The 20196-nt window shown below is 39.0% G+C and carries 25 protein-coding genes and 1 other annotated feature; of the genes, 22 read left to right on the forward strand and 3 right to left on the reverse strand.

The annotated features are described in order from the left end of the window. Positions 1 to 10: 10 nt before the first annotated feature. Positions 11 to 265, reverse strand: a binding site (T-box leader). Between the two features lie 194 nt (positions 266 to 459). The 4 genes from ACFVAD_RS18050 (at position 460) to ACFVAD_RS18065 (ending at position 5468) form a co-directional block, all read left to right on the forward strand. Beyond that, a complete protein-coding gene (locus tag ACFVAD_RS18050) occupies positions 460 to 987 on the forward strand; it encodes an HAD-IIIA family hydrolase (RefSeq protein WP_386643530.1) in 528 nt (175 codons plus the stop codon). Between the two features lie 31 nt (positions 988 to 1018). Next, positions 1019 to 1189: a hypothetical protein gene (locus ACFVAD_RS18055; protein WP_386643212.1), complete on the forward strand. Its 171-nt coding sequence runs from the start codon at positions 1019 to 1021 to the stop codon at positions 1187 to 1189. Between the two features lie 202 nt (positions 1190 to 1391). Then, positions 1392 to 1937: a signal peptidase I gene (lepB, locus tag ACFVAD_RS18060; RefSeq protein WP_386643215.1), complete on the forward strand. Its 546-nt coding sequence runs from the start codon at positions 1392 to 1394 to the stop codon at positions 1935 to 1937. 360 nt (positions 1938 to 2297) lie between these two features. Beyond that, the gene (locus ACFVAD_RS18065; RefSeq protein WP_386643217.1) at positions 2298 to 5468 is read left to right on the forward strand and encodes an ATP-binding cassette domain-containing protein; all 3171 of its coding nucleotides are present in this window, start codon (positions 2298 to 2300) and stop codon (positions 5466 to 5468) included. Between the two features lie 81 nt (positions 5469 to 5549). Here the strand turns inward: ACFVAD_RS18065 and ACFVAD_RS18070 are convergent, their stop codons facing one another. Beyond that, the gene (locus ACFVAD_RS18070; RefSeq protein ID WP_386643220.1) at positions 5550 to 6101 is read right to left on the reverse strand and encodes a DUF3231 family protein; all 552 of its coding nucleotides are present in this window, start codon (positions 6099 to 6101) and stop codon (positions 5550 to 5552) included. Positions 6102 to 6268: 167 nt separating this feature from the next. Between ACFVAD_RS18070 and ACFVAD_RS18075 the strand changes: the two genes are divergently transcribed. From ACFVAD_RS18075 to ACFVAD_RS18090, 4 genes are all read left to right on the forward strand, one after another. Further along, positions 6269 to 6682, forward strand: a complete 414-nt coding sequence (locus ACFVAD_RS18075) for a YhfM domain-containing protein (RefSeq protein WP_386643223.1) — start codon at positions 6269 to 6271, stop codon at positions 6680 to 6682. Positions 6683 to 6760: 78 nt separating this feature from the next. Continuing rightward, positions 6761 to 6952 carry a PspC domain-containing protein gene (locus tag ACFVAD_RS18080; protein ID WP_386643226.1) on the forward strand — a complete coding sequence of 64 codons (192 nt, stop codon included), beginning with the start codon at positions 6761 to 6763 and terminating at the stop codon, positions 6950 to 6952. A 278-nt stretch (positions 6953 to 7230) separates the two neighbouring features. After that, the gene (locus ACFVAD_RS18085; protein WP_386643229.1) at positions 7231 to 7686 is read left to right on the forward strand and encodes a hypothetical protein; all 456 of its coding nucleotides are present in this window, start codon (positions 7231 to 7233) and stop codon (positions 7684 to 7686) included. Between the two features lie 27 nt (positions 7687 to 7713). After that, complete coding sequence (locus ACFVAD_RS18090) at positions 7714 to 8319, forward strand: histidine phosphatase family protein (protein ID WP_386643232.1); 606 nt, start codon at positions 7714 to 7716, stop codon at positions 8317 to 8319. Between the two features lie 151 nt (positions 8320 to 8470). On the opposite strand, the gene ACFVAD_RS18095 is transcribed toward ACFVAD_RS18090, so the two are convergent. Beyond that, positions 8471 to 9103 carry a LysE family translocator gene (locus ACFVAD_RS18095; protein WP_386643235.1) on the reverse strand — a complete coding sequence of 211 codons (633 nt, stop codon included), beginning with the start codon at positions 9101 to 9103 and terminating at the stop codon, positions 8471 to 8473. Between the two features lie 164 nt (positions 9104 to 9267). On the opposite strand from ACFVAD_RS18095, the gene ACFVAD_RS18100 reads away from it, so the two are divergent. Continuing rightward, positions 9268 to 9408 (forward strand): hypothetical protein, encoded by a 141-nt coding sequence (locus ACFVAD_RS18100; protein ID WP_386643238.1) that lies wholly within the window; start codon positions 9268 to 9270, stop codon positions 9406 to 9408. A 325-nt stretch (positions 9409 to 9733) separates the two neighbouring features. After that, a complete protein-coding gene (locus ACFVAD_RS18105) occupies positions 9734 to 10174 on the forward strand; it encodes a hypothetical protein (protein WP_386643240.1) in 441 nt (146 codons plus the stop codon). A 25-nt stretch (positions 10175 to 10199) separates the two neighbouring features. On the opposite strand, the gene ACFVAD_RS18110 is transcribed toward ACFVAD_RS18105, so the two are convergent. Then, positions 10200 to 10586 carry a peptidase M56 BlaR1 gene (locus tag ACFVAD_RS18110; RefSeq protein WP_386643243.1) on the reverse strand — a complete coding sequence of 129 codons (387 nt, stop codon included), beginning with the start codon at positions 10584 to 10586 and terminating at the stop codon, positions 10200 to 10202. Positions 10587 to 10812: 226 nt separating this feature from the next. Here ACFVAD_RS18110 and ACFVAD_RS18115 point away from each other — a divergent pair, with 226 nt between their 5' ends. The 12 genes from ACFVAD_RS18115 (at position 10813) to rarD (ending at position 19881) form a co-directional block, all read left to right on the forward strand. Then, a complete protein-coding gene (locus ACFVAD_RS18115) occupies positions 10813 to 11640 on the forward strand; it encodes a VOC family protein (RefSeq protein WP_386643246.1) in 828 nt (275 codons plus the stop codon). A gap of 22 nt (positions 11641 to 11662) precedes the next feature. Next, on the forward strand, positions 11663 to 12424 hold the full coding sequence (locus ACFVAD_RS18120) for a helix-turn-helix domain-containing protein (protein WP_386643248.1): 762 nt from the start codon (positions 11663 to 11665) through the stop codon (positions 12422 to 12424). Positions 12425 to 12613: 189 nt separating this feature from the next. Continuing rightward, the gene (shc, locus tag ACFVAD_RS18125) at positions 12614 to 14503 is read left to right on the forward strand and encodes a squalene--hopene cyclase (protein WP_386643250.1); all 1890 of its coding nucleotides are present in this window, start codon (positions 12614 to 12616) and stop codon (positions 14501 to 14503) included. Between the two features lie 154 nt (positions 14504 to 14657). Then, on the forward strand, positions 14658 to 15185 hold the full coding sequence (locus ACFVAD_RS18130; RefSeq protein WP_386643253.1) for a hypothetical protein: 528 nt from the start codon (positions 14658 to 14660) through the stop codon (positions 15183 to 15185). Between the two features lie 90 nt (positions 15186 to 15275). After that, entirely contained in the window at positions 15276 to 15458 is a 183-nt protein-coding gene (locus ACFVAD_RS18135; protein WP_386643256.1) for a hypothetical protein, read from the forward strand. A gap of 55 nt (positions 15459 to 15513) precedes the next feature. Continuing rightward, positions 15514 to 15903 carry a hypothetical protein gene (locus ACFVAD_RS18140; RefSeq protein ID WP_386643259.1) on the forward strand — a complete coding sequence of 130 codons (390 nt, stop codon included), beginning with the start codon at positions 15514 to 15516 and terminating at the stop codon, positions 15901 to 15903. Positions 15904 to 15949: 46 nt separating this feature from the next. After that, positions 15950 to 16471, forward strand: coding sequence for a GNAT family N-acetyltransferase (locus tag ACFVAD_RS18145; RefSeq protein WP_386643262.1), 522 nt, complete (start codon positions 15950 to 15952; stop codon positions 16469 to 16471). A 246-nt stretch (positions 16472 to 16717) separates the two neighbouring features. Beyond that, positions 16718 to 17029, forward strand: a complete 312-nt coding sequence (locus ACFVAD_RS18150) for a hypothetical protein (RefSeq protein ID WP_386643265.1) — start codon at positions 16718 to 16720, stop codon at positions 17027 to 17029. Positions 17030 to 17064: 35 nt separating this feature from the next. Then, positions 17065 to 17265: a hypothetical protein gene (locus ACFVAD_RS18155; protein ID WP_386643268.1), complete on the forward strand. Its 201-nt coding sequence runs from the start codon at positions 17065 to 17067 to the stop codon at positions 17263 to 17265. A gap of 37 nt (positions 17266 to 17302) precedes the next feature. After that, on the forward strand, positions 17303 to 17776 hold the full coding sequence (locus ACFVAD_RS18160; RefSeq protein WP_386643270.1) for a hypothetical protein: 474 nt from the start codon (positions 17303 to 17305) through the stop codon (positions 17774 to 17776). Between the two features lie 67 nt (positions 17777 to 17843). Then, on the forward strand, positions 17844 to 18794 hold the full coding sequence (locus ACFVAD_RS18165; protein WP_386643273.1) for an LCP family protein: 951 nt from the start codon (positions 17844 to 17846) through the stop codon (positions 18792 to 18794). Between the two features lie 157 nt (positions 18795 to 18951). Next, the gene (gene rarD, locus ACFVAD_RS18170) at positions 18952 to 19881 is read left to right on the forward strand and encodes an EamA family transporter RarD (RefSeq protein WP_386643276.1); all 930 of its coding nucleotides are present in this window, start codon (positions 18952 to 18954) and stop codon (positions 19879 to 19881) included. Positions 19882 to 20196 lie beyond the last annotated feature (315 nt).

A 20196-nucleotide genomic window follows, 5' to 3' on the forward strand; every position in this document is an offset into this window, starting at 1 on the left:
CTCATTCAGTCTTGGGGACGAGATTTTAGATCCGTGGTACCACCCCAGTTTGTCAATATGTTGCCATATTAACCTCATCAGGTACGGTATTAATTCAATACGTATACCCTAGCCCTATAACAGGAGCACCTGTCACACTATCCCTAAAAAGTTCCAATGTGAATGCTCAGAGCCTTGGTTCGATAAATCATTCTTACTCCTTTTCAGCTTCCGGAGCTCTCTGCAAAGAATTAATTTTATCTACTCTTCTCATCATCGCAATTACAATTCTTGGTTATTAAATTATCAAATATCTTATCAATGTCTTAATCAAATGTAAAGATACTTCCCGCAAAAATTTTAAGAAGGAGCATAAGATCCCTTTTTCGGGAAAAATCTTGTGAAAATTAAGTTTTTTTGAAATAATTGGTATTAGGTAACAGAGGATTATTTTTTAGGATGTGATTTTTCTTGCTGAAAATGAAAGATATTCAAGCTGTATTTATTGACCGCGATGGAACCATTGGTGGTACGGGGCATTTTATTCATCCAAGGGAATTTACTCCTTATCCGTTTAGTCTATCTGCTTTTCAGCTGTTAAAGGACAATGGAATAAAAATGTTTGCATGCACGAACCAGCACAGGATCAGCAGAGGTGAAGCGACAATCAATGATTTTTCCAAAGAATTCATGTCCTATGGCTTTGATGATGTTTTCATTTGTCCGCATAGTCATACTGAAGGGTGTGACTGCCACAAGCCGAATCCGGGATTATTGTTGGAAGCTGCTAAAAAACATAACATAGACTTAACAAAAACCGTTTTCATCGGGGATGTTGGAGAAACCGATATGCTAGCTGCACATTCAGTGGGTGCAACAAAAATATTGGTTTTGACAGGATGGGGCAGGAGCTCACTCGCTGCGTACCGTCAAAAATGGAAAGAAGTGGAGCCTGATTTTGTAGCTGAAAATCTATTGGATGCTGTGAAATGGATGCTAGATCAATAAAAATTCGAATTGGATACAAAGGTGTTTTTTCGTGATTAAAAGTCATGCTGAAGCAGGACCGATGTTTTCCGCACTGAAGAGGTTGAATAAACCAGCCCAACTTGTGCTCTATGATGAAGATCACCATCAAAGTTCATGGCGCCAGGAAAACATCGATGACTATTATCAACAAGTCTTCGAGTGGTTAGGGAAGTTTCTGTAAGTGTTTAACAAGTAACATAATTCTAAAGAATTTCAATTAGTTAATATTCATTACCTTGTAAAATATTCTTTAGGAGAAGGATAGTATCTATGCAATGCAATATAAGGAAGCTTATCTAGAATAGGATAAGCTTCTATGAGTGTTCTTTTTTTGGTTTTTTATATAGATATTTGGACTCCCGCTAGAAGAAAGGATGAAGGAAATGACAGTTGATAGAAAAGTATTTTTGGAATGGGGTAAGGCTCTCCTAATCGCTATGGCATTAGCTTTTATTGTAAGATCTTTGTTATTTTCACCTATTGTAGTGGATGGGGAATCAATGGAATCTACTCTAGAAGATCAAGAACGAATGATTGTAACTAAAATTGGGGATCCAAAAAGATTTGATATTGTTGTATTTCACGCAACAGAGGAGAAGGACTACATAAAGAGAGTGATTGGATTACCAGGTGACCGTATTGAATATAAGAATGACATTTTATATATAAATGGCGTAGCTTACGATGAGCCTTACCTTGATGAACAGAAAGCGGACCTAATAGATGCCCCGTTAACTGAGTCATTTACTCTTTTGGATACTCCGGTAAAGGGCGAAACTGTACCAAAAGGACATATATTTGTAATGGGTGATAATAGAAGAGTCAGTGATGACAGTCGAGATATTGGTTCAATTCCCATCGAACAAGTAGTGGGAACAACTAAAGTAGTATATTGGCCATTAAGTGAAATGAGGATTATAGGAAAATAAACAAAATTATGGAGAGTGGATTGCGGAAGGCATTTGTAAGGGTGGGGGATGAAAATGAAGAATAAGCAGGTTATATTATGGTCCGTGATAGCAGTTTTCCTTTTCATAATTTGGTTGTTTACAAGATAATAAAATTAGACGTTGCCAATCATTTAATTTCATTCAAAAGCTTAGCTTGAACTAGTTAAGCTTCTTTTTATGTGATTTTTATTGAGTGGAGGTTTAAGGTTTGAAATAATTATTAGGAAAATAGGCAGTTTCATAATTTACAGCGAGTTGAAAAATAGAAAGAAATTCTTTTGAAATTGAGCTAATATGGCAATACTAGATTTAGAGAGAAGAGAGTGGAGAGGATATCCGATGAAAATAAATCAATTATTTGCCAATAATATTAACCGTTTGGATGCTGTCTTGCCGGAGGATCAGACGCTCGGAATTGCTGGTTTGTCCGGATCTGGGAAAACAACTTTTTGTCAAACGATTGGTGAAGAGTCCAAGAAGCGGCTTGTATCCTTATTGCCAAAGGCTGAATATCAATATTTATTCCCGAATATAATGGAGACGAATTTTAGTGCCATCAAGATGGAAGAAATGCCTTTGGTCCTTTTTCTTGGAAGATCATCGATTTCTTCAAACCCACGTTCCACAATAGGCACACATACCGGCGTATTCAAAGAGATCCGCGAGATGCTTGCTAAAAAGTTTAATCTTTCTCCGGAGGTTTTTTCCTTTAATAATGCATTAGGCTGGTGCCCGGATTGTAAAGGCCGCGGAACTACCAAGAACGTCGAATGTAAAAAGTGTGCGGGCAGGCGCTTTAGTCCGGAGGTTGAGCAATATAAGATAGAGTTGAAGAATCAAGCCCATAGTATTTCCGATATCAACAATTTAAGTGTTGAATCGATTCTTTCCCTTTCAGAGGAATTACATATCAGTGAAGCTAAACAGCATATTCTCCAAAATATCATCAATATGAATATTGGTTACTTACATTTAAATCGCATCATGGGTACATTGTCAGGTGGGGAATTAACGCGACTCTACTTGGCGGAATTCATGGCAACAAGTGAAAATACCGTGATTATTATTGATGAAATCTCTGTAGGGCTTGATCACCAAACACTTTTGAAAATTTTGGAACAGATTAAGCATCTGGGCTATAAGAATCAAATTTGGCTCATTGATCATTCTGATACGGTGCTAGACTTAACCGATGAGCAATTGTTCTTCGGACCTGGCAGCGGGAAATACGGTGGAAGAATTGTGGAAGAATCACCACGTCCTGACCCGATCCCTGGGGAACGTAATCAGGAAATACCAACAGAATACTATCAATTCCAGGATCTTTATTGCCGTAATATTCAAATGGCTGAAATACAGATACCGAAAAATAGACTTGTAACATTTACGGGTGAGAGTGGCTGTGGGAAATCGACGCTTGTCAATGAGTGTATAGCCAAGGATTTCCTGGAGCGCTATCCAAAGGATAAACTCGTAATCGTAGGGCAGGACCGAAACCAATCGATTACAAGTCGTTCGACCGTTGCGACTTTTCTTGATATAAAAAGGAAGCTCACTAAATATAGCGAGGATATTGATGATATTTTTCAGCGTTCGATTGAAGACATCATTGATGAATTGCCGAATGAAGACATCGCGCATAAACGGTTGAGATTATTGATCAAGCTTGGACTGGGTTACTTGACGTTGGAAAGAAAAACGCAAACATTATCGACTGGTGAATTCCAATGTGTGCATTTAGTGTCGGAGCTGTTTGCCAACTCACGAAATCCACATACGCTTTTTATTTTTGACGAGCCTTCAAAAGGTTTATCACAAAATATCTTAAACCAGTTCATTGATAGTGTCAGAGGGATTCTGCAGGATGAAACTGTCTCCATCATGATGATCGAACATAATGCCTATATGCTGGAAAACTCTGATTTTATCGTTGATTTTGGTAAAAGGCAGCTTTCACCTGTAGAGCATCTTGATGTTGTCAGTCATGATGAATATTATCGTCTTCAAAATAGGGAAGATAGTGCTATTCCGTCACCTATTCAGTCAACACTTAAGCAGCAAAATGGCATTACCTATTTAGAAGAAAATCATATCGACTATTTTAAAAGAGCGGAGAACGTCTATAAGGGAGGCATTCTAAAAAGCTTATCATCAATGGCCCGTCTGATATACGGGGAATACGAATCTGAAACCATCAAACCTGTCATTGCCATTGACTTTGAAAGACATTTGTATAGTCAATATAGCTTTCTCTATGAAATTGGCGGCCTGATCAACCACATTGTGGCAGCGCATCCGACCAATAAAGATACGAGAAGCTTCGATTTCTACTATCAGGAAAACCACTGCCCATGCTGCTCCGGCCGCCGAGTGATTGAAAAATTTGATATCGATGTAGTGATTCAGGACAAAAACGTTCCGTTCTGGGATGGCCTTTTGCATCCAGACGTGATGGAGGTACTGAAATATTATCAATATCCAAAATTGCAATTCCTTTTTGATGAGATTAAGAATGAGCTCGGTCACGATCTTAGTAAAAGCTATAATGAGATGACAGAAGCAGAAAAGCACACCTTTTTATATGGATATTGGGAAAAGTCATTCTATGATAAAGCAGGAAAGGCTTCAAGAACTTGGGAAGGCTTTAATATCATCATTGGGCGTTATATGTTCATTTCGAAATCCATCATTAAAGAGCAAATGAAAGAGTCAAAAGAGATGATCACGTGTCCGATCTGCCATGGAACCGTGCTAAACCATCATAAAAAGCTGAAATTTGGCGACAAGGATATTCGTGAGATCATTCATCAACCGCTTGATCAAGTGATGCAGACAGTAGGGAAGCTACCGGAACTGGAAAAATTGAAAGCCATCGTTGGCGGCGAGATGACATTGACGGAAGATGTCTCCCTCTTACTTAGGGAGACACAGGTCGCGCTGAAAATGCTCGAGCTGGACCTGGCAAGCTTCGCCAATTATGAAATGGTACTACAAAACGTCCTACCATTCTGGGGCAGCATTAGCGGAAATATTGAATCAATCAGTGACCATAATCGGATTACAGTCTGTGATTTTGCCAATATCACCGAAACAAGAGAAACCATCATTGATAAGTATTTCACTAATGGCAAATACAAAAAATTGACCTATGTGTATGAAGCGTTCGGCTACAAAAAGATTGTCACCCAAATCAATAAGATCAAAGCAAGACATCCATGTCCATTCTGTAAAGGGAAGAAAGTGATTTCAGAAGATAATTTGCATGATGGCGTATTTAAATTAACCATTCCATGTGTAAGTTGTCATGCAAGTGGCATCAGTGACGAAGGTCGTAAGGAGACTGTCGATGGCATAGATGTCCAAACATGGCTTACTGGCAAAGTAAGTGATGTAGTGGAGGAAAGCGTTAGGATTGAGGCTGTTGCGGATATTCCTATTTTCAATCGTATCCGTGAGTTAAATAAACGGGATATGATGGCGGTTTATCAGTGCCTGGAGCAAAATAATTAAATAATGAGCTAAATGTTCGAAAACCTGAAAAACACCATTCTTTATGGTGTTTTTTTGTCAATTTATATCAAAGCCCCACGTCTATTGTGAGTTTGGGTTGCCGGGAGGATTATATCTCGGTGGTACTCTTAACCATCCTCTTTCTTTCATCAGATTTTTTAAAGGTGCTGCGAACTTCATTAATTCAACTTGTATTTCAAAAAAAATCAGTCCCACGTCAGTCCTAACCGTTTTGGACATCGCCTGCGCACAAAAGGTGATAGAGGAAGCAATTTTCACGGCAATTAAATTTGCTATTTCATCATCATTTAATTTAACTCCTTCAGGAACAGAAATAGGGTCAGAGTTTGGTTTGGTAGGATTAACTAAAGGTAGGGGGACTCCTTCCTTTAATAAGAAGCCCTCAACTAATTTAGTATCACTTTTACTACCCTCAAAAGCATTCATAAGAACATGCCTTAATTCAGGATCAGTTGTTGTGTTCAAAGCAACCTGGTAAAGTGCCTGTGCCTCGTGGAAGGCTGTAAAAGCTGTCCACAGGTCCATAACTTCGCCCACGTGAAGCAACGGCTTTGGTTCTTTATCGACAAAATTCTTGAAAATCGCAGCTAAACTCTCAATCGCTCTAGTCATAATCCACCTCATCGTGTTTTCATTAGTAAATTCCCATATTCTACTAAAAATATTCGGTTTGTTAATCAATTTGATGATATTCCAAACAATAATTTAGTTATCAGAAAATTTGTAATAAATGTTATAATAGATTAATAATGGAAATTCCTATGTATAGGAGGATGAAAATGAAAAAGATAGTTTTTCTTATTCTAATATTTTTGATTAGTTGTTTATCATTAAATGCATGTTCTACCGATAATAAAGCAACACCAAGTTTAGCTGAAAATATAGAAATTTTAACAATATATAAAATGGTAAGTTTTTCAGAGGTTGATGAGGACTCCGTAATGGAGATTACAAATCCAGAGGATATAAAAATTCTTGAAGAGGCATTTAGAAGTGCCGTTAAGCAAGATGGCTCCGCTGATATGGCAGACCCGGAATACAAAATTGATTTTGGAGAGGATGTCTATTATCTCTGGATTACCGAGACGTCAGGGACGATTATGAACTTAATCGATACCCATACAATTTATACTCTCTCGGAACAATCTGCTCAAAATGTCTTTGAGATAGTTGGAAGAAGCTATAACGACTAAGTCATATCGATGAACTCTTTGCTGAATCTGAATCAAGAAAATAAAGAGTTGATTATACATTAGCCGAGGGGGATAAAATTGAATAAAAACAAATTAAGAAAATCAGCCAAAGATCGATCACTGTTTGGAGTCTGTGGTGGAATTGCAGAGTTCTGCGGAATTTCTTCCCTAAGCATTAGACTTATCTTTCTTTTAACGCTTCCTATTTCTTTCATCATCTATATCATTCTTGTAAACGCTGTTCCGGATAACCCTCCGTCTTTGTATTGAAGGTATATGTAACCTTTTTAATTATGGAGCGTTACAATACATGATAACTAACCCCATTACGAGAAAGCTTAAAATATGTATTGTGGATTTAACGTTTTCGCTTTTAATTGAAATTAATGCGATTGGTTCTCCGGAACACTGACCATCCTCCAGAAGAACGTCGCATGTCCACCCTCATTTATTTTATTGATTACATACTACAAATTCCAATAGAACTAACAAGAAAGCTAAGAAGCGAAATTATCCTTTCAAAGGAGGACACAGCTAGGGGGAACCGTATGCTGACAAAAAGTAAGATGGTTTTTCTACTATTCATTTTTTTACTAATAGCTTGTAGCAAACAGTTGGAAAACGGAGAATTATTACATGAAGAGCAGACTGGACCGTATAGTCAAAGTGTTGGAGACAAACTTGTAGAGATCGTATTTAACGATGACAAATTTGAAGTATTGTGGAACTCATTTAATTTTGAAGCAAAACCTTTGGAGGTTGATTTTGAGAAATTTGCTATTGTATTTGCACATACAAGTGAATCCTCCACGTGTCCAATTGAAGTTGATAAAATGGTGATTAGTGATACGAGGACGGATTTAACCATCGATACTGTTCAAAATGGTTCTACTTGTACAAGTGACGCGGTGCCAAAGACCTTTGTAATTAAAATTGAAAAAGACAAGCTGGAAAAAGTGGAAATTATCTATTTTGAAGGGGAAGCTTTTTCTTTAGATAACTGACTTGACTAACATAACTTCGGGGGTATTATGAAAACTTTCATATATATGGTGAGACATGGTGATTCACCAAAGCACGGAAACGAGAGAACAAGAGGGTTGAGTGATAAAGGGAAATTGGACGCTCAAGGTGTAGCCCATTTTTTACTAGAGGAAGGTATTGATGCGGTTATCTCAAGTCCATACGACCGTTCCATCCTGACCGTTCAAGAGTTAGCGGAACAAATTGGACAAGAAGTTTTAGTGTTTGAGGAGCTAAAAGAAAGAGTTTTTACTGCTGAAGAAAAGCGAATATCTGATAAGGTACTTTCCCCTTTATTAAAAAAGTCATTTTCTGATCCGAATTTTGCTTTGACTGGGGGAGAGTCTAATGCCGACTGCCAACAGCGAGCGATAAAAGTATTCCAAGAATTATTACATACCTATTGCGGTAAAAAAGTGGTAATAGGCACTCATGGAGCTGTTATGACATTGATGATGGGATATTATGACCAAAAGTATGATTTGGATTTTTTACTACAAACTACAAAACCGGATATATACAGGATGGAATTCGATGGGCAGAATTTGGTGGGGGTTAAGAGGTTGTGGGATGTTACACCAAGTTCAAATGTTCATCATGAAAACAAGGATTAATCAGAACGAATGAATACAAATAATACACAATTCCATTAAAAAACCAACTTAACTGAAAAACAAAAAGACGATTTCCTAGGGAATCGTCTTGCTCTAAGGAGAGGGAGTTTTTGAAACTTTGAATGATGGAATTTTTATTACTAGTATGAAATTAATGCTGGGCTTTTTCCATTGCAAGTTTGATTCCAAACCCGATCAGCACAGCACCTGTTATCGATTCAATAACGGTCGTGGTTTTTGGCCGTTTCATAAATGCACTGATCTGGTCCACAAGAAGGATATACATGATAAACCAAACAGCGGTTAGGATGGCATAAGTAAGTCCCATAAGGATGAACGGCACTAAAGTGTCGCTGCCTGGATGAACGAACTGAGGTAAAAATGTCAGGAAAAAAACTGCAACTTTAGGATTTAACATGTTTGTCAGAAACCCCTGTTTGAAATGAGATTGATTCTTATATTTTCTTATGGCACCTGCGTCTTCGGGGACCTTAACATCTTTGCTCTTTAGCGCCCATAACGTCTTAATGCCCAAATACACGAGATACACTGCACCTACGTATTTGAAAATCGAAAACAGTAGGGCTGATTTCACGATGATAGCAGAAAGGCCGATTACTGCAGCAAGAGTATGAATGAGCAACGCACAAAATGTCCCCGCTAACGTTTTAAAACCCCCAGATCTTCCAGCAGAAAGAGTATTTCTGGTGGCGATTGCAGTATCAGGACCGGGCAATAGGATAAGCAGCATACTCATAATCACAAACAGATAGAAATTCTCCATGTTGATGATCCCCAATCTAATGAAATTTGTTAAGACTCATTTTATCAGAAAACGGAATGTTTTGAACAATCATTTTTAATTTCCATGTTATCTTTTCACTTAAATAGAGAGAAGATTGGAACTTTATGTATGTAACCTCCGTACGTATATCAGGGGGGATATCCATGGTTAAGGATAAAAGTGAGATGAGTGTTTTCAATAGAGGAGATACATATGACAGAATGTATTTTGGCAAAGGTGGATGTATGCTGTTTTTAGCTGTTGTTGCAATCATCTATATTATCATTGATATTATTCTTAATTGAGTAAGGTCTTTTTTTTATTGCGAAAATCCTTTGTAAGGTAAGTAACATCCATAAATAATTAAAAGACAGGTGTATCTCAAACTTTGTCGAATTATATGGGAATAGCCCAAAGGGGAGAAATGTATGGGTTTCCTTAAAACAACGAAAGAATTTATTGATCAACTTTTTTAGTTTATTCTACTATCGGGAGCTTATCTGAAATGAGGTAAGCTTCCTTTTTTATGAAATTAAACATTGAGTAAATGGTTGTAATTTGAAATAATTGGTTTTAGAGAATTAATCATATTTTATGAACATTCAAGTAAATCTGGTAGGGGGCTGCTATATGAAAGTAAGTAAATCTCATCGTCTAATCTTGTTTATGGCCATTATTTGTTGTTTTTTATTACCAAGTAACAAGTTTGCTAGTTGGGCATATTCATTTGTGGTCTATGAAGGAGATATTTATGTGATTAGCGATGAATATGTAACAGAGATTGATAAAGAAATAGGGCATGTAACAAAGTATTCAGATAAGGAAGGCACTTATTATGGGAATTTTTCTAATACCTATAAAAAAGGCACAAAGTTTTTTTCTATCAAAGGAGTTAGTACAGATACTGCAATAGCTGTTGAAGATGGTGATAAATATAGAAAGGCTGACAGGAATGGAGAGTATGCTGGAAGAAAATATAATCCTCTTCATTTGGTTCTAGGTGGGGGAATAACGATTGTCATATTATCTCTTCTTATTTTTATTGTTAAAAAGAAAATTATTAGGAAGTAGAATGCCGTTCGACTTAGTAATCTTCTTATTCTGAGGAACCAGAACCCAATAAAAATGTTCCAATTACTGTTTCTCCATTATTATCGTATAAAGGTATTTCTATATCTTTTGCTTCCTTAGTAAGTTTTAATGCTTCTTCCGGTGTTTTGGGCATTGGAGAGTGTAAATCCTCTTTTTTTACATAACCCATTGTTCCATCAATTCCATATGCCTTTATTAAATCAGGCTCTTTTCCGTAAGTAAGTGTATCAGCAGAGGACCCATACGTTAATCCGTGCTTATTCTTAGGATGGTTTGACCCTATCTCACTAGTTGAGATAATTACATTGTTGTTGGACTTGGTAGTGATGCCAAAAGAAACAGCTACGCCAAAACTAATAATTATACCTAGAGTTAATACACCTTTAAGCAAAAAATCACTCCCTTAAGTTAATGTAATATAATTATATACTATCTACGAATAATATACTATTTTTTCCATATGAAAGTATAGTAAGTGTGCTTAATTGAAATTCTCTTTTTAATTAGTCTGCAAACAGATAATGCTTCTTTTTAAAAAAATGAATTTTTTTATTGACCTTAAACTAGGTTTAACCTTTATCCTGAAAATGTAACTAGAAAATGAAGGAGTGGTAAGAATGTTTCGATGGGATGGGGGATTTATTATGGTGGATCCCGATAAGTATGAGGAAGGTGTTCAATGGTATCAGGAAGTATTTGGGTGGGAGTGTGTGGATCAGATAACCACCTGGGTCGGTCGAAAGAGTTTTGTGAAGATGCCGCGAACTGGGATGGTTACGATCAAGTCATTTGAAGGGGATTATGACCACTTGCAATCGCATGAAACTGAGGGGAACGTTAAGCTCGTATTTGTTACATATGATATCGATGAGACACTTCATTATCTAGCTGGTAAACAAGTAAAATCATCGGATATCCATGTCTTACCGAATGGTCAAAAGTACTGTGACATCTTTGCCTTTGACAATACTAGGTTGACGATAGTGGAGGAAGAGCGAGCGGGGGACAATGGAGATTACCCTGCTTCAGGAATCATCGGCTTCGGAAGTGTTAATACGATCATTCACGTGAAAGATCCAAAGGTATCTGCAGAATGGTATGCAATGAACCTCGGATTTGATGTCGTCGAGGTGGATGAAGAGAATGGTTTTGCCCACTTGCGGACTGAGGATGCCTATGACAGAAATGTCCTGGATGAACAATTCTGGGATTATATTTGGCTCATCAAGCGTACAGATGGCCCTGTGGAAAAGCCGAATGATAACAAAGCGAGAACTTATTATGATATTAGGCCGGAAGTTTTCTTTGATGAATACAATAAACTGATTCAAAGCGGGATCAAGCCCTCTGAAATAGCCGGTGACCCTTTTAAGGGCTGGGCAGGATTCCATTTCTATGATCCGGATCATAACCGGATTAATGTTTGGTCGTATGTAGCTAGATAAACGAACTAGAGTGGTGGTATATATGGATCTTACCATACAGGAATTTTCAAAAAGGACAGGTTTGCCCCCAAGTAAACTAAGATTCTATGATAAAAAAGGGCTGTTGCAGCCTTCCTCCCGTTCGGAAAATGGGTACAGGGTCTACTCGATAGAGCAGATACACTTGGCGAAGATGATCGATTCACTGAGGAAAGCTGATATCGCGATACAGGATATAAGACACTATGCGGAATCCGATGAGCAAAAGAAGAGAGTGATTCTGGATAGTTGGAAAAAGGACCTGGACAAAAGAATGGAATCCCTCCTTGCTGCAAGGAAATATGTTGGAGGGATGAAGGTAGAAAACACTCAAACTCTGATGCTATCAAAATGGGAGAAGGAAAAGGTTTTTGTTTGGCAGAAGTTTGAATCGGAAAGAAGTCCGTACCCTTTTCGAGAACATTTTGTAAAAGCGAAACGCCTTTTAGAGGAACAAGGAATTCCATGTTCAGAGCAGGTATATATAAGAAACGAGAAGGTTACCCAGGAAAAAATAATCGGAGAAATAGGGTTTGAGGTGAGTAACAGCTTTCAACTTAAGGACACTGAAAACATCCGATTTGAAAAGGTTCCTCCCACCTTGTTTGCTGTCATGCAGGATTGCCGGGCAGACGATGCCTTTCTTTGCTTTTCCTACATCCAGGTAGTCATCCGGTACGGCTTTCAACCTGCGGGGAACAAGATCGAGAGGTACGCGAATATAGAATCAGATACCTTCGATTATCTAATTCCGTTAGTGAATTAAATCGGTCTGTTTTTAAGAAGTCAAAAAATAAGGTTGGTAAAGTAGTCTATGCTATTAGAAATAGCCATACAGTTTGTTCTGTATGGTTATTTTTGTTGGACGAACGGGCGTGCCAGTTCGTCCGCACGTTTCTTCTAAAATGGATAATTGAACATAAGTTATACTAACAAACCCATTTTGGAGGAATGTATGAAAACAATGGATATCGTCAATGAAAAAATAAGCACGATGACTAATTATTTGCTAAGCGAACAGTCTGATAACGGAGCTTGGAACTTTTGTTTTGAGGGAAGTATCATGACGGATGCCTATATGATCATCCTTATCAGAGTTTTAGAGATTAAAAATGAGGAGGAGTTAGTGAAGAGGCTGGTTGAACGGATAAAGGGGCAACAGACAGAAAACGGATTATGGAAAGTGTACGATGATGAAGCCGATGGAAATCTAAGTGCAACGATAGAGGGCTACTTTTCCTTGCTATGTTCCGGCTATGCAGAGCGGAAAGAAAGCAATATGCGTAGGGCGGAAAATTTTATAAAGAATAAGGGTGGACTGTTACAAAGTGATTGGCTCACCAAGATGATGCTAGCTCTGACTGGTCAGATAGAGTGGCCAAGTATCGTAAAAAGAATTCCGATTGAAATCATGCTGCTGCCTAAATGGTTTCCGATTAATATCTATCATTTAGTAGGGTATGCAAGGGCTCACTGGGTACCCATTATTATCTGCAGCAACAAGAATGCCTTCTTTCAAACACAGCAGACTCCAAACATATCCTACTTACTTGAAGAGGTCGGTGACTCTCGACCTTTAGAGGGAATGGAAATGCTTCAACAATTTGTGAAGCATGCAATGGAAAAGTTGGCTGACACCCCTGATGTCCTAAGGGAAAAATCCTACTCAAAAGCGGAAAACTACATGATAGATAGAATAGAAGAAAATGGGACGTTAAGTAGCTACTTCAGCTCAAGCTTCTTTATGGTTTTCGCATTTCTTGCACTCGGATACAGAAAAAATCATCCCTATATAATGAATGCCTTTCAAGGGATGAAATCCTATATTTGCAAAGCATCTACAGACGGTACTACCTTTGTGCAAAATTCTCCATCAACTGTATGGGATACTGCCTTATTGACAGCCGCGTTGTCCAATGCAGGTGTTCCTCTCGAACACAAATCACTTCAAAAAGCTAGCCACTATATCCTTTCAAGACAACAACAAAAATATGGGGACTGGTCCATAAAAAATCCAGGGGTTGAGCCGGGTGGATGGGGCTTTTCTGATATCAACACGTTGATGCCGGATATTGATGACACAACCGCGGCCTTAAGAGTAATTACCCCGTACGCACAATCAGATGACCGTTTCCGGGATGCCTGGAACAAAGGGGTGGAGTGGGTTATGTCGATGCAGAATGAAGATGGCGGCTGGTCTGCTTTTGAAAAAAATACAGATAATTACCTTTTACCTTTGATTCCTTTTCGATACGAGGATAGAGTGCTATTTGATCCATCCACCGCGGATTTGACTGGAAGGACCTTATACTTCCTTGGTGAATATACAACGATACCGCATGACTCAAAACCGCTTCATCAAGCAAAGGAATGGCTCAAACACAACCAAGAAACGAACGGTTCCTGGTATGGCCGTTGGGGGATTTGTTATATCTATGGCACTTGGGCAGTCATAACCGGTCTTAAAGCGATTGGAGTCCCCTCCGCCGATTCCATCATAAGTCGCGCTGTTAATTGGTTGCTTTCCATCCAAAATCCAGATGGAGGATGGGGCGAGTCCTGTGGGAGTGACATACAGAAGCGGTACATTCCTTTGCATCATAGCACACCTTCTCAAACTGCCTGGGCACTGGATGCGCTTATCTCTGTGTCCGATCAACCAACACCTCAAATAGAAAAAGGGATCAGGACACTAACACACTTACTGGACAAAAAAGATTGGACTTCCAGGTATCCCACAGGTGCAGGTATTCCAGGAAGCTACTATATTCACTACCACAGTTATAAGCATATTTGGCCGTTGCAGGCACTTAGCCATTACAGGAATAAATATGGGCGGGAGTAATGATAAGACTAAGATCAGTAAATGGATATCAACACATTCTGACCAGAGTGTGTTTTTTTGTATTGATCAGAAAAAGATTGAGAATATTTGGTTATTTTGAAATAATTGGATTAAGGGTTGAAATGTTATTGAAAAGCCTAATATGGAGGTATCCATGAAACGAAATCTTGTATTACTTGTTCTTATCCCTATATTTTTTGTTGGTTGTCAAGCCAGTACGACGCTAAATAGTCTTGAAAGAGTTTCTGTACAAGAGATACAGACAGATTCTCTGCTTGTAGACTGCTCTGCTACATTCGAAAAGCCTTTTTGGGCGAGCAGCCAGGAAGCCATTATGTATCTATGTGAAGTAACAGTCAGTAATCAGACCAAATTGACCGATGAGGATGGGAACAATCTTACTCTCGAAAGCTTTCAAGAGAATACAGTTGTTAACGTAATATTGAACAAAGAAACGAAGTTAGGAAAAAATGATCAAAGACAAGTCGAAGCGCAGGAGATCATTCTTTTGAAGGACAACGACAATTACGTTATCTGGGCTGAAAGAATGGACAATTTTCAACTAAGAGAATCCCTGATTACACGACTGGAAAAGGCAAGGATCAGTTTTAAATTGGATGACGAAAACAATGTGCTGATTAAAGAAAAGGATGTGACAGCCGCGTCGGCGTGTTGTAGTTAGAATGATGTAAATGAAAATCTTATAGCTTTAGCATGGGGGTACTCGAAAAAAGAATATAAGAACAAGGATGTAAAGGTAACGAGATACTTGTTGAAAGAAAAACATAGAAAAGGAGAGAACGCCTTACTCATAGATGGAAACAACATGTACATATCCATCTATGAGGTGGAAGGAATCATCATCGGCGGTCACGGACACCTGCATGGCTGGTCTCCAGGGATTTTCTCTTTGGAGGATAAGGAGCGGTTGAGAAGCGAGGGGATTTTGTATTAAATATGAGGGAAGAAACGGCAATGAAAATCGATGCACTAAGAAGGAGGGATATAGAATGACCAAAAAAAGTATTTTAGTAATTTTCTTCCTAGTGATAATTTCACTTCTATTTGCCTGCTCAACCAAGGAAATTATTCGAATTGCCACACCGACTTATGAGAAGGGAGTGGAGGGGGTAACGTTTTATTCCGAAGTAACGGATCAGAAGAAAATAAGCCAACTAAGGACGGTTGTTGAAAAACTGGAGCGAATAGAAAATCCAAAAAGTGAGAGTGATTTAGCAGATGTTTTTTTTACACTGGATAATCCAGAAGAAAACTACTCTGAAATAGGCGCTTACATATGGTACAAGGATGATGGTACAGCTACCTTAAAACGAGGTGAAAAAAACTATTACCATGTAACAAAGGAGCAAGTAGATATATTAAAGGAAATACTGAACTGAATGAATCATCATGTTGGTGTAAGAGAAACGGAAGGGATGAAGAACATTGCAACAATATGAGCTTGTAGAGTTGAATGAATCAAATATAGATGCTGAGGGTTGCTATTGTCTAAGGAGTAAGCCGAGTTCAACAGGATATATAAATAAAAACGAATGGTTGTTGGGAAGGTTTGAGGAAGGGCTGAAGTATATCAAAATAACGGAGAATGGTAAAGCCGCCGGGTTTATCGAATATACTCCGATAGAATATTCTTCGAGAGTGGTTCATGGCGAGAATTATTTGATTATTCATTGCTTATGGGTGCAGATTACCGGAAAAGGATATGCATCAACATTGATTGATAAATGTCTGCAGGATGGCAGGGATCAAGGCAAAGACGGGGTGATTGTGGTTACCAACCCCAATACTTCCTGGACACCTGGCAAGGACGTATTTTTGAAGCATCATTTTGAAGAAATCGAACAGGCACCTTATGGATTTGAGTTGCTCGTTCACAAATTTGGCAGGTCGCCTGACCCGTATTTTCCAAAGGATTGGGAAGAACGGCTTAATGTATTAGCGGATTAACAATCCTTCGTACACAGCAGTGTCCTTTTTTAGATATAGCTACGGATAATGTTGTAGAGGCAGCGAAGAAACTGGGCATTCATCCGGAAATCATTGAAATGAAAAGCAGAGAACAACTATTGAGAATGTCTCCTACTCCTTATGGGGTCTATGCGGTTGTCTATCGGAACCAATTAATCTCTTTTCATAGACTAACTGTACATTCTGCAATGAAGCGGTTGAAAGAGCTAAGTGGGGGGAAAGTGAATGTTTGTTAAAGTTTATCAATATCACATTCAACAGGATAAGGTGAAAGAGTATGTTGAGATTCAGCAAAAAGCTTCAGAGATTTACCGCAAGTACATCACCTCTCAAACAACTTATCTCAACAGCAAAGCGGACCCAACAAAATGGATGGAAATCTCAAAATATGAAAGCGAAGAGGAATACTATAAAAGTATGAAGCTAGTGAATGAAGAGGCAGAGATACAGTTTCTATATAATCGATTCCAATCACTTCTTGTTTCGGATAAGAAAGAAATCATGGAAGAGGATTTTACACAGAAACCAGGATCGTAAAGAAAGATGTCGTATTATAGAAAGGACGTTGGACAATGTATTACGAGAGTGTCAGTTCCGTCATATATACGTTGCTGTTCTGGTGGGTAATTTTCCTCGTATTCCAACGAGTTACGAACCGTTATCCTAAAAGCAATACATGGAAGAAATCATTTGTCTTTACAATAGAAAAGTCGCAACTCGAAAAGGTGAAAACCGTATATTTTGAAGGAGAACCTTTTGACCTTGAATTTTAACTAACATGATAAAACACCCAAGGAGGGATTCAATTTCATGAAAACCCCGGCACTATTCTATAAAATAAATAAGTATTCCGTTACGACAAGTGATTACATCCTCTGGTCCCACCATTCTTTAGAAAAAGGCATCTACTCACCGTCACTTTCCATCCTATCCTCCTTTTCGAATGGGGATAATATTTTTGAAGTGGAAGTATATTTCAAGAGAGCGATGAAGGAGCTGGAAATAGAAGAACCATGTTTTGCGGAAAGTGCTCGGGGTTATATCGGATTTTTGGCAGAAGAAATTATGAAGACTGATAACCATGTGCATATTTTTGACTTGGCCAGGGAGATATTTCTGATTGTCGCAACAGAGCTGAATTATCCGGAGGATTTAATGGAGTGGTATAAAATCAGCGAATTGATTGATAGACTTCAATATGATAGGGAAGCAATGGATATTGTGGAAGAGGATGTGCTTTTCATAATCATGGAAGAAGCCAAGCGCAGTTCAGGATATCTATAAATATTTGTATTTATTTCTAGTTTTTGTTAACCTGTTTCTGAATAATCAAATTTTTGAAGGATAGGGTATGATTATGACCAATATGACAAGAAGTCAAAGAAGGGGCAGTAATAGGAAGAAATATATCATTCTGTCCCTGACTTTTGTTCCTCTGTTTCTTATTGCAGTAGTTTTTACTTATGGATATCTGCAGTATAAAAGCGCGTTGGAAAATTCCAAGGACGATTCGATTCTGGATGACGAACCGATCGAGTTCAACCCGGTTGAAGTGACGGAGGAGAAGTATAACGTCCTTATGTTGGGGATAGATGCCAGGGGAGAGGAGCAGTCCAGAACGGATACGATCATGATTGCCCAGTATGATGAAAAGACAAAGGATACGAAGCTTGTCTCCATCATGCGCGATACCTATGTAGAGATCCCGGGTCATGACTCCAACAAAATCAATGCCGCCCATGCTATCGGTGGAGTGGAGTTATTAAGAAAAACAATCAAGCACAATTTTGATGTCGACCTGCACTACTATGCGATTGTGGACTTCCAAAGCTTTCCTAAGGTCGTGGATGTGGCGTTTCCGGACGGCGTGGAAATCGATGTGGAAAAAGATATGTCCAAAGGAATCGACCATGCCCTCACGGCTGGGAAGCAAACATTGAATGGCGACCAGCTACTGGATTATGTCCGGTTCAGGCAGGATTCAGAAAGTGATTTCGGGAGAGTGCGGAGGCAGCAGGAAGTGCTGAAGGTGTTAAGCAGCGAGTTTTCGGAGTTGAACACTTTGGTGAAACTGCCAAAAATAATGGGCACTGTTACACCATTTATCAAAACAAATATGGAAAACTCCCTTCTATTTAAAATTGGACCAAGCGTCCTTTTTGAGAATAAGAGTGAGATGGAATCCCTGAGAATACCAATGGACGGAACATACACTGATGAGCGCTATGACCATGCGGGGCTGGTACTGGCGGCTGATATTGAAACGAATAAAAAGGCGATTCAGGATTTTTTGGGGGAATAGATCGAATATAGACTAAAGAGCAGGATCCCTAATTGGGATGCCTGCTTCTTTATGGTTTCAGTACAATAATCTTCGCAAGTCGAAATATTTCCGTTGCAAAAATCGTGAAGCCACTCTAAACTAGGTACAAATACAATGAGAAAAAGAGGTCGCTTCCATGAATCAAACAACAAATAAAGAGCACGGTCTTGGGATTGCTTTTGCAGCATTATCCTATATGCTATGGGGAATTCTCCCGTTATTTTGGAAATTGGTCGATGATGTACCGGCCAGTGAGATATTGGCGCATCGAATTGTATGGTCACTGGTCTTCATGTTAGTGATTCTGCTTCTGCTAAAGAAGTTCTCGAGCTTTTTCACGGAACTGAAAGCACTCGTAAGGAACCGGAAGCGGTTTATTGGTGTTGCCTGTGCATCCGTGTTCATCAGCATCAACTGGGGACTGTATATATGGGCCGTGAATGAGGATCGCATTGTCGAGGCGAGCTTGGGGTATTATATCAATCCGTTGGTGAGCATTCTTTTGGCTGTCATCGTGCTAAAAGAAAAACTGTCCGTGCTACAGACCCTTTCCATTATTCTAGCCGGTATTGGAGTACTGGTATTAACCGTGAATTTCGGTTCGTTTCCATGGGTTGCCATCATGCTAGCGGTCAGCTTCGCCTTTTACGGCTTGATTAAAAAAATGGTCCAGCTCGGAGCATTGGTCGGCCTGGCAATTGAGACGCTGCTTATCACACCATTTGCCTTGCTGTTTTTAACAGCTGTTCATGTAAATGGCGGGGGAGCTTTAGGGGCAAGTGTGAATCTTACGTTTTTGCTGCTCGGAGCCGGCGTGGTGACAGCCATTCCATTGCTGCTTTTTGCCAGCGGAGCAAGGCGCATCCCACTTTCCATGATCGGACTGCTACAATACATCGCACCGACCATCAAACTGTTTATCGGTGTCTACCTGTTTCACGAACCATTTACTGGTGTGCACCTCGTTGCCTTTACGTGTATCTGGATGGCGTTGGTTTTATATACGGTGACGTTAACAAAGGGACTGCGTATGAAAAGGCCTGTTGTGTCGAGTAAGAGTGCATAAAGGAACATCTGATTAAGTGGTATGGACATTTCTAATGGCCTTTTTAAGAGTCAAACCCATTGAGAAGGCCAATAGTGGCTATCTAATGCCTTTTTGAGCGACAAACTCAATGAGAAGTCCAATAGCTGCTGTCTAATGGCCTTTTTGAGCGACAAACTAATAGCTGCTTTCTAATGGCCTGTTTGAGCGTCAAACCCATTGATAAGTCCATTAGCAGTTTTCTTATGTCTTTTAGAGCGTCCATCTCCTTTATAAAAGTCCAAAAACCTTTTTATTGCTCTATTGTTCAGTAATTACCAATTACCCATAAATCAA

Source organism: Sutcliffiella sp. NPDC057660, from assembly GCF_042800035.1.
Classification (GTDB): Bacteria; Bacillota; Bacilli; order Bacillales; family Bacillaceae_I; genus Sutcliffiella_A.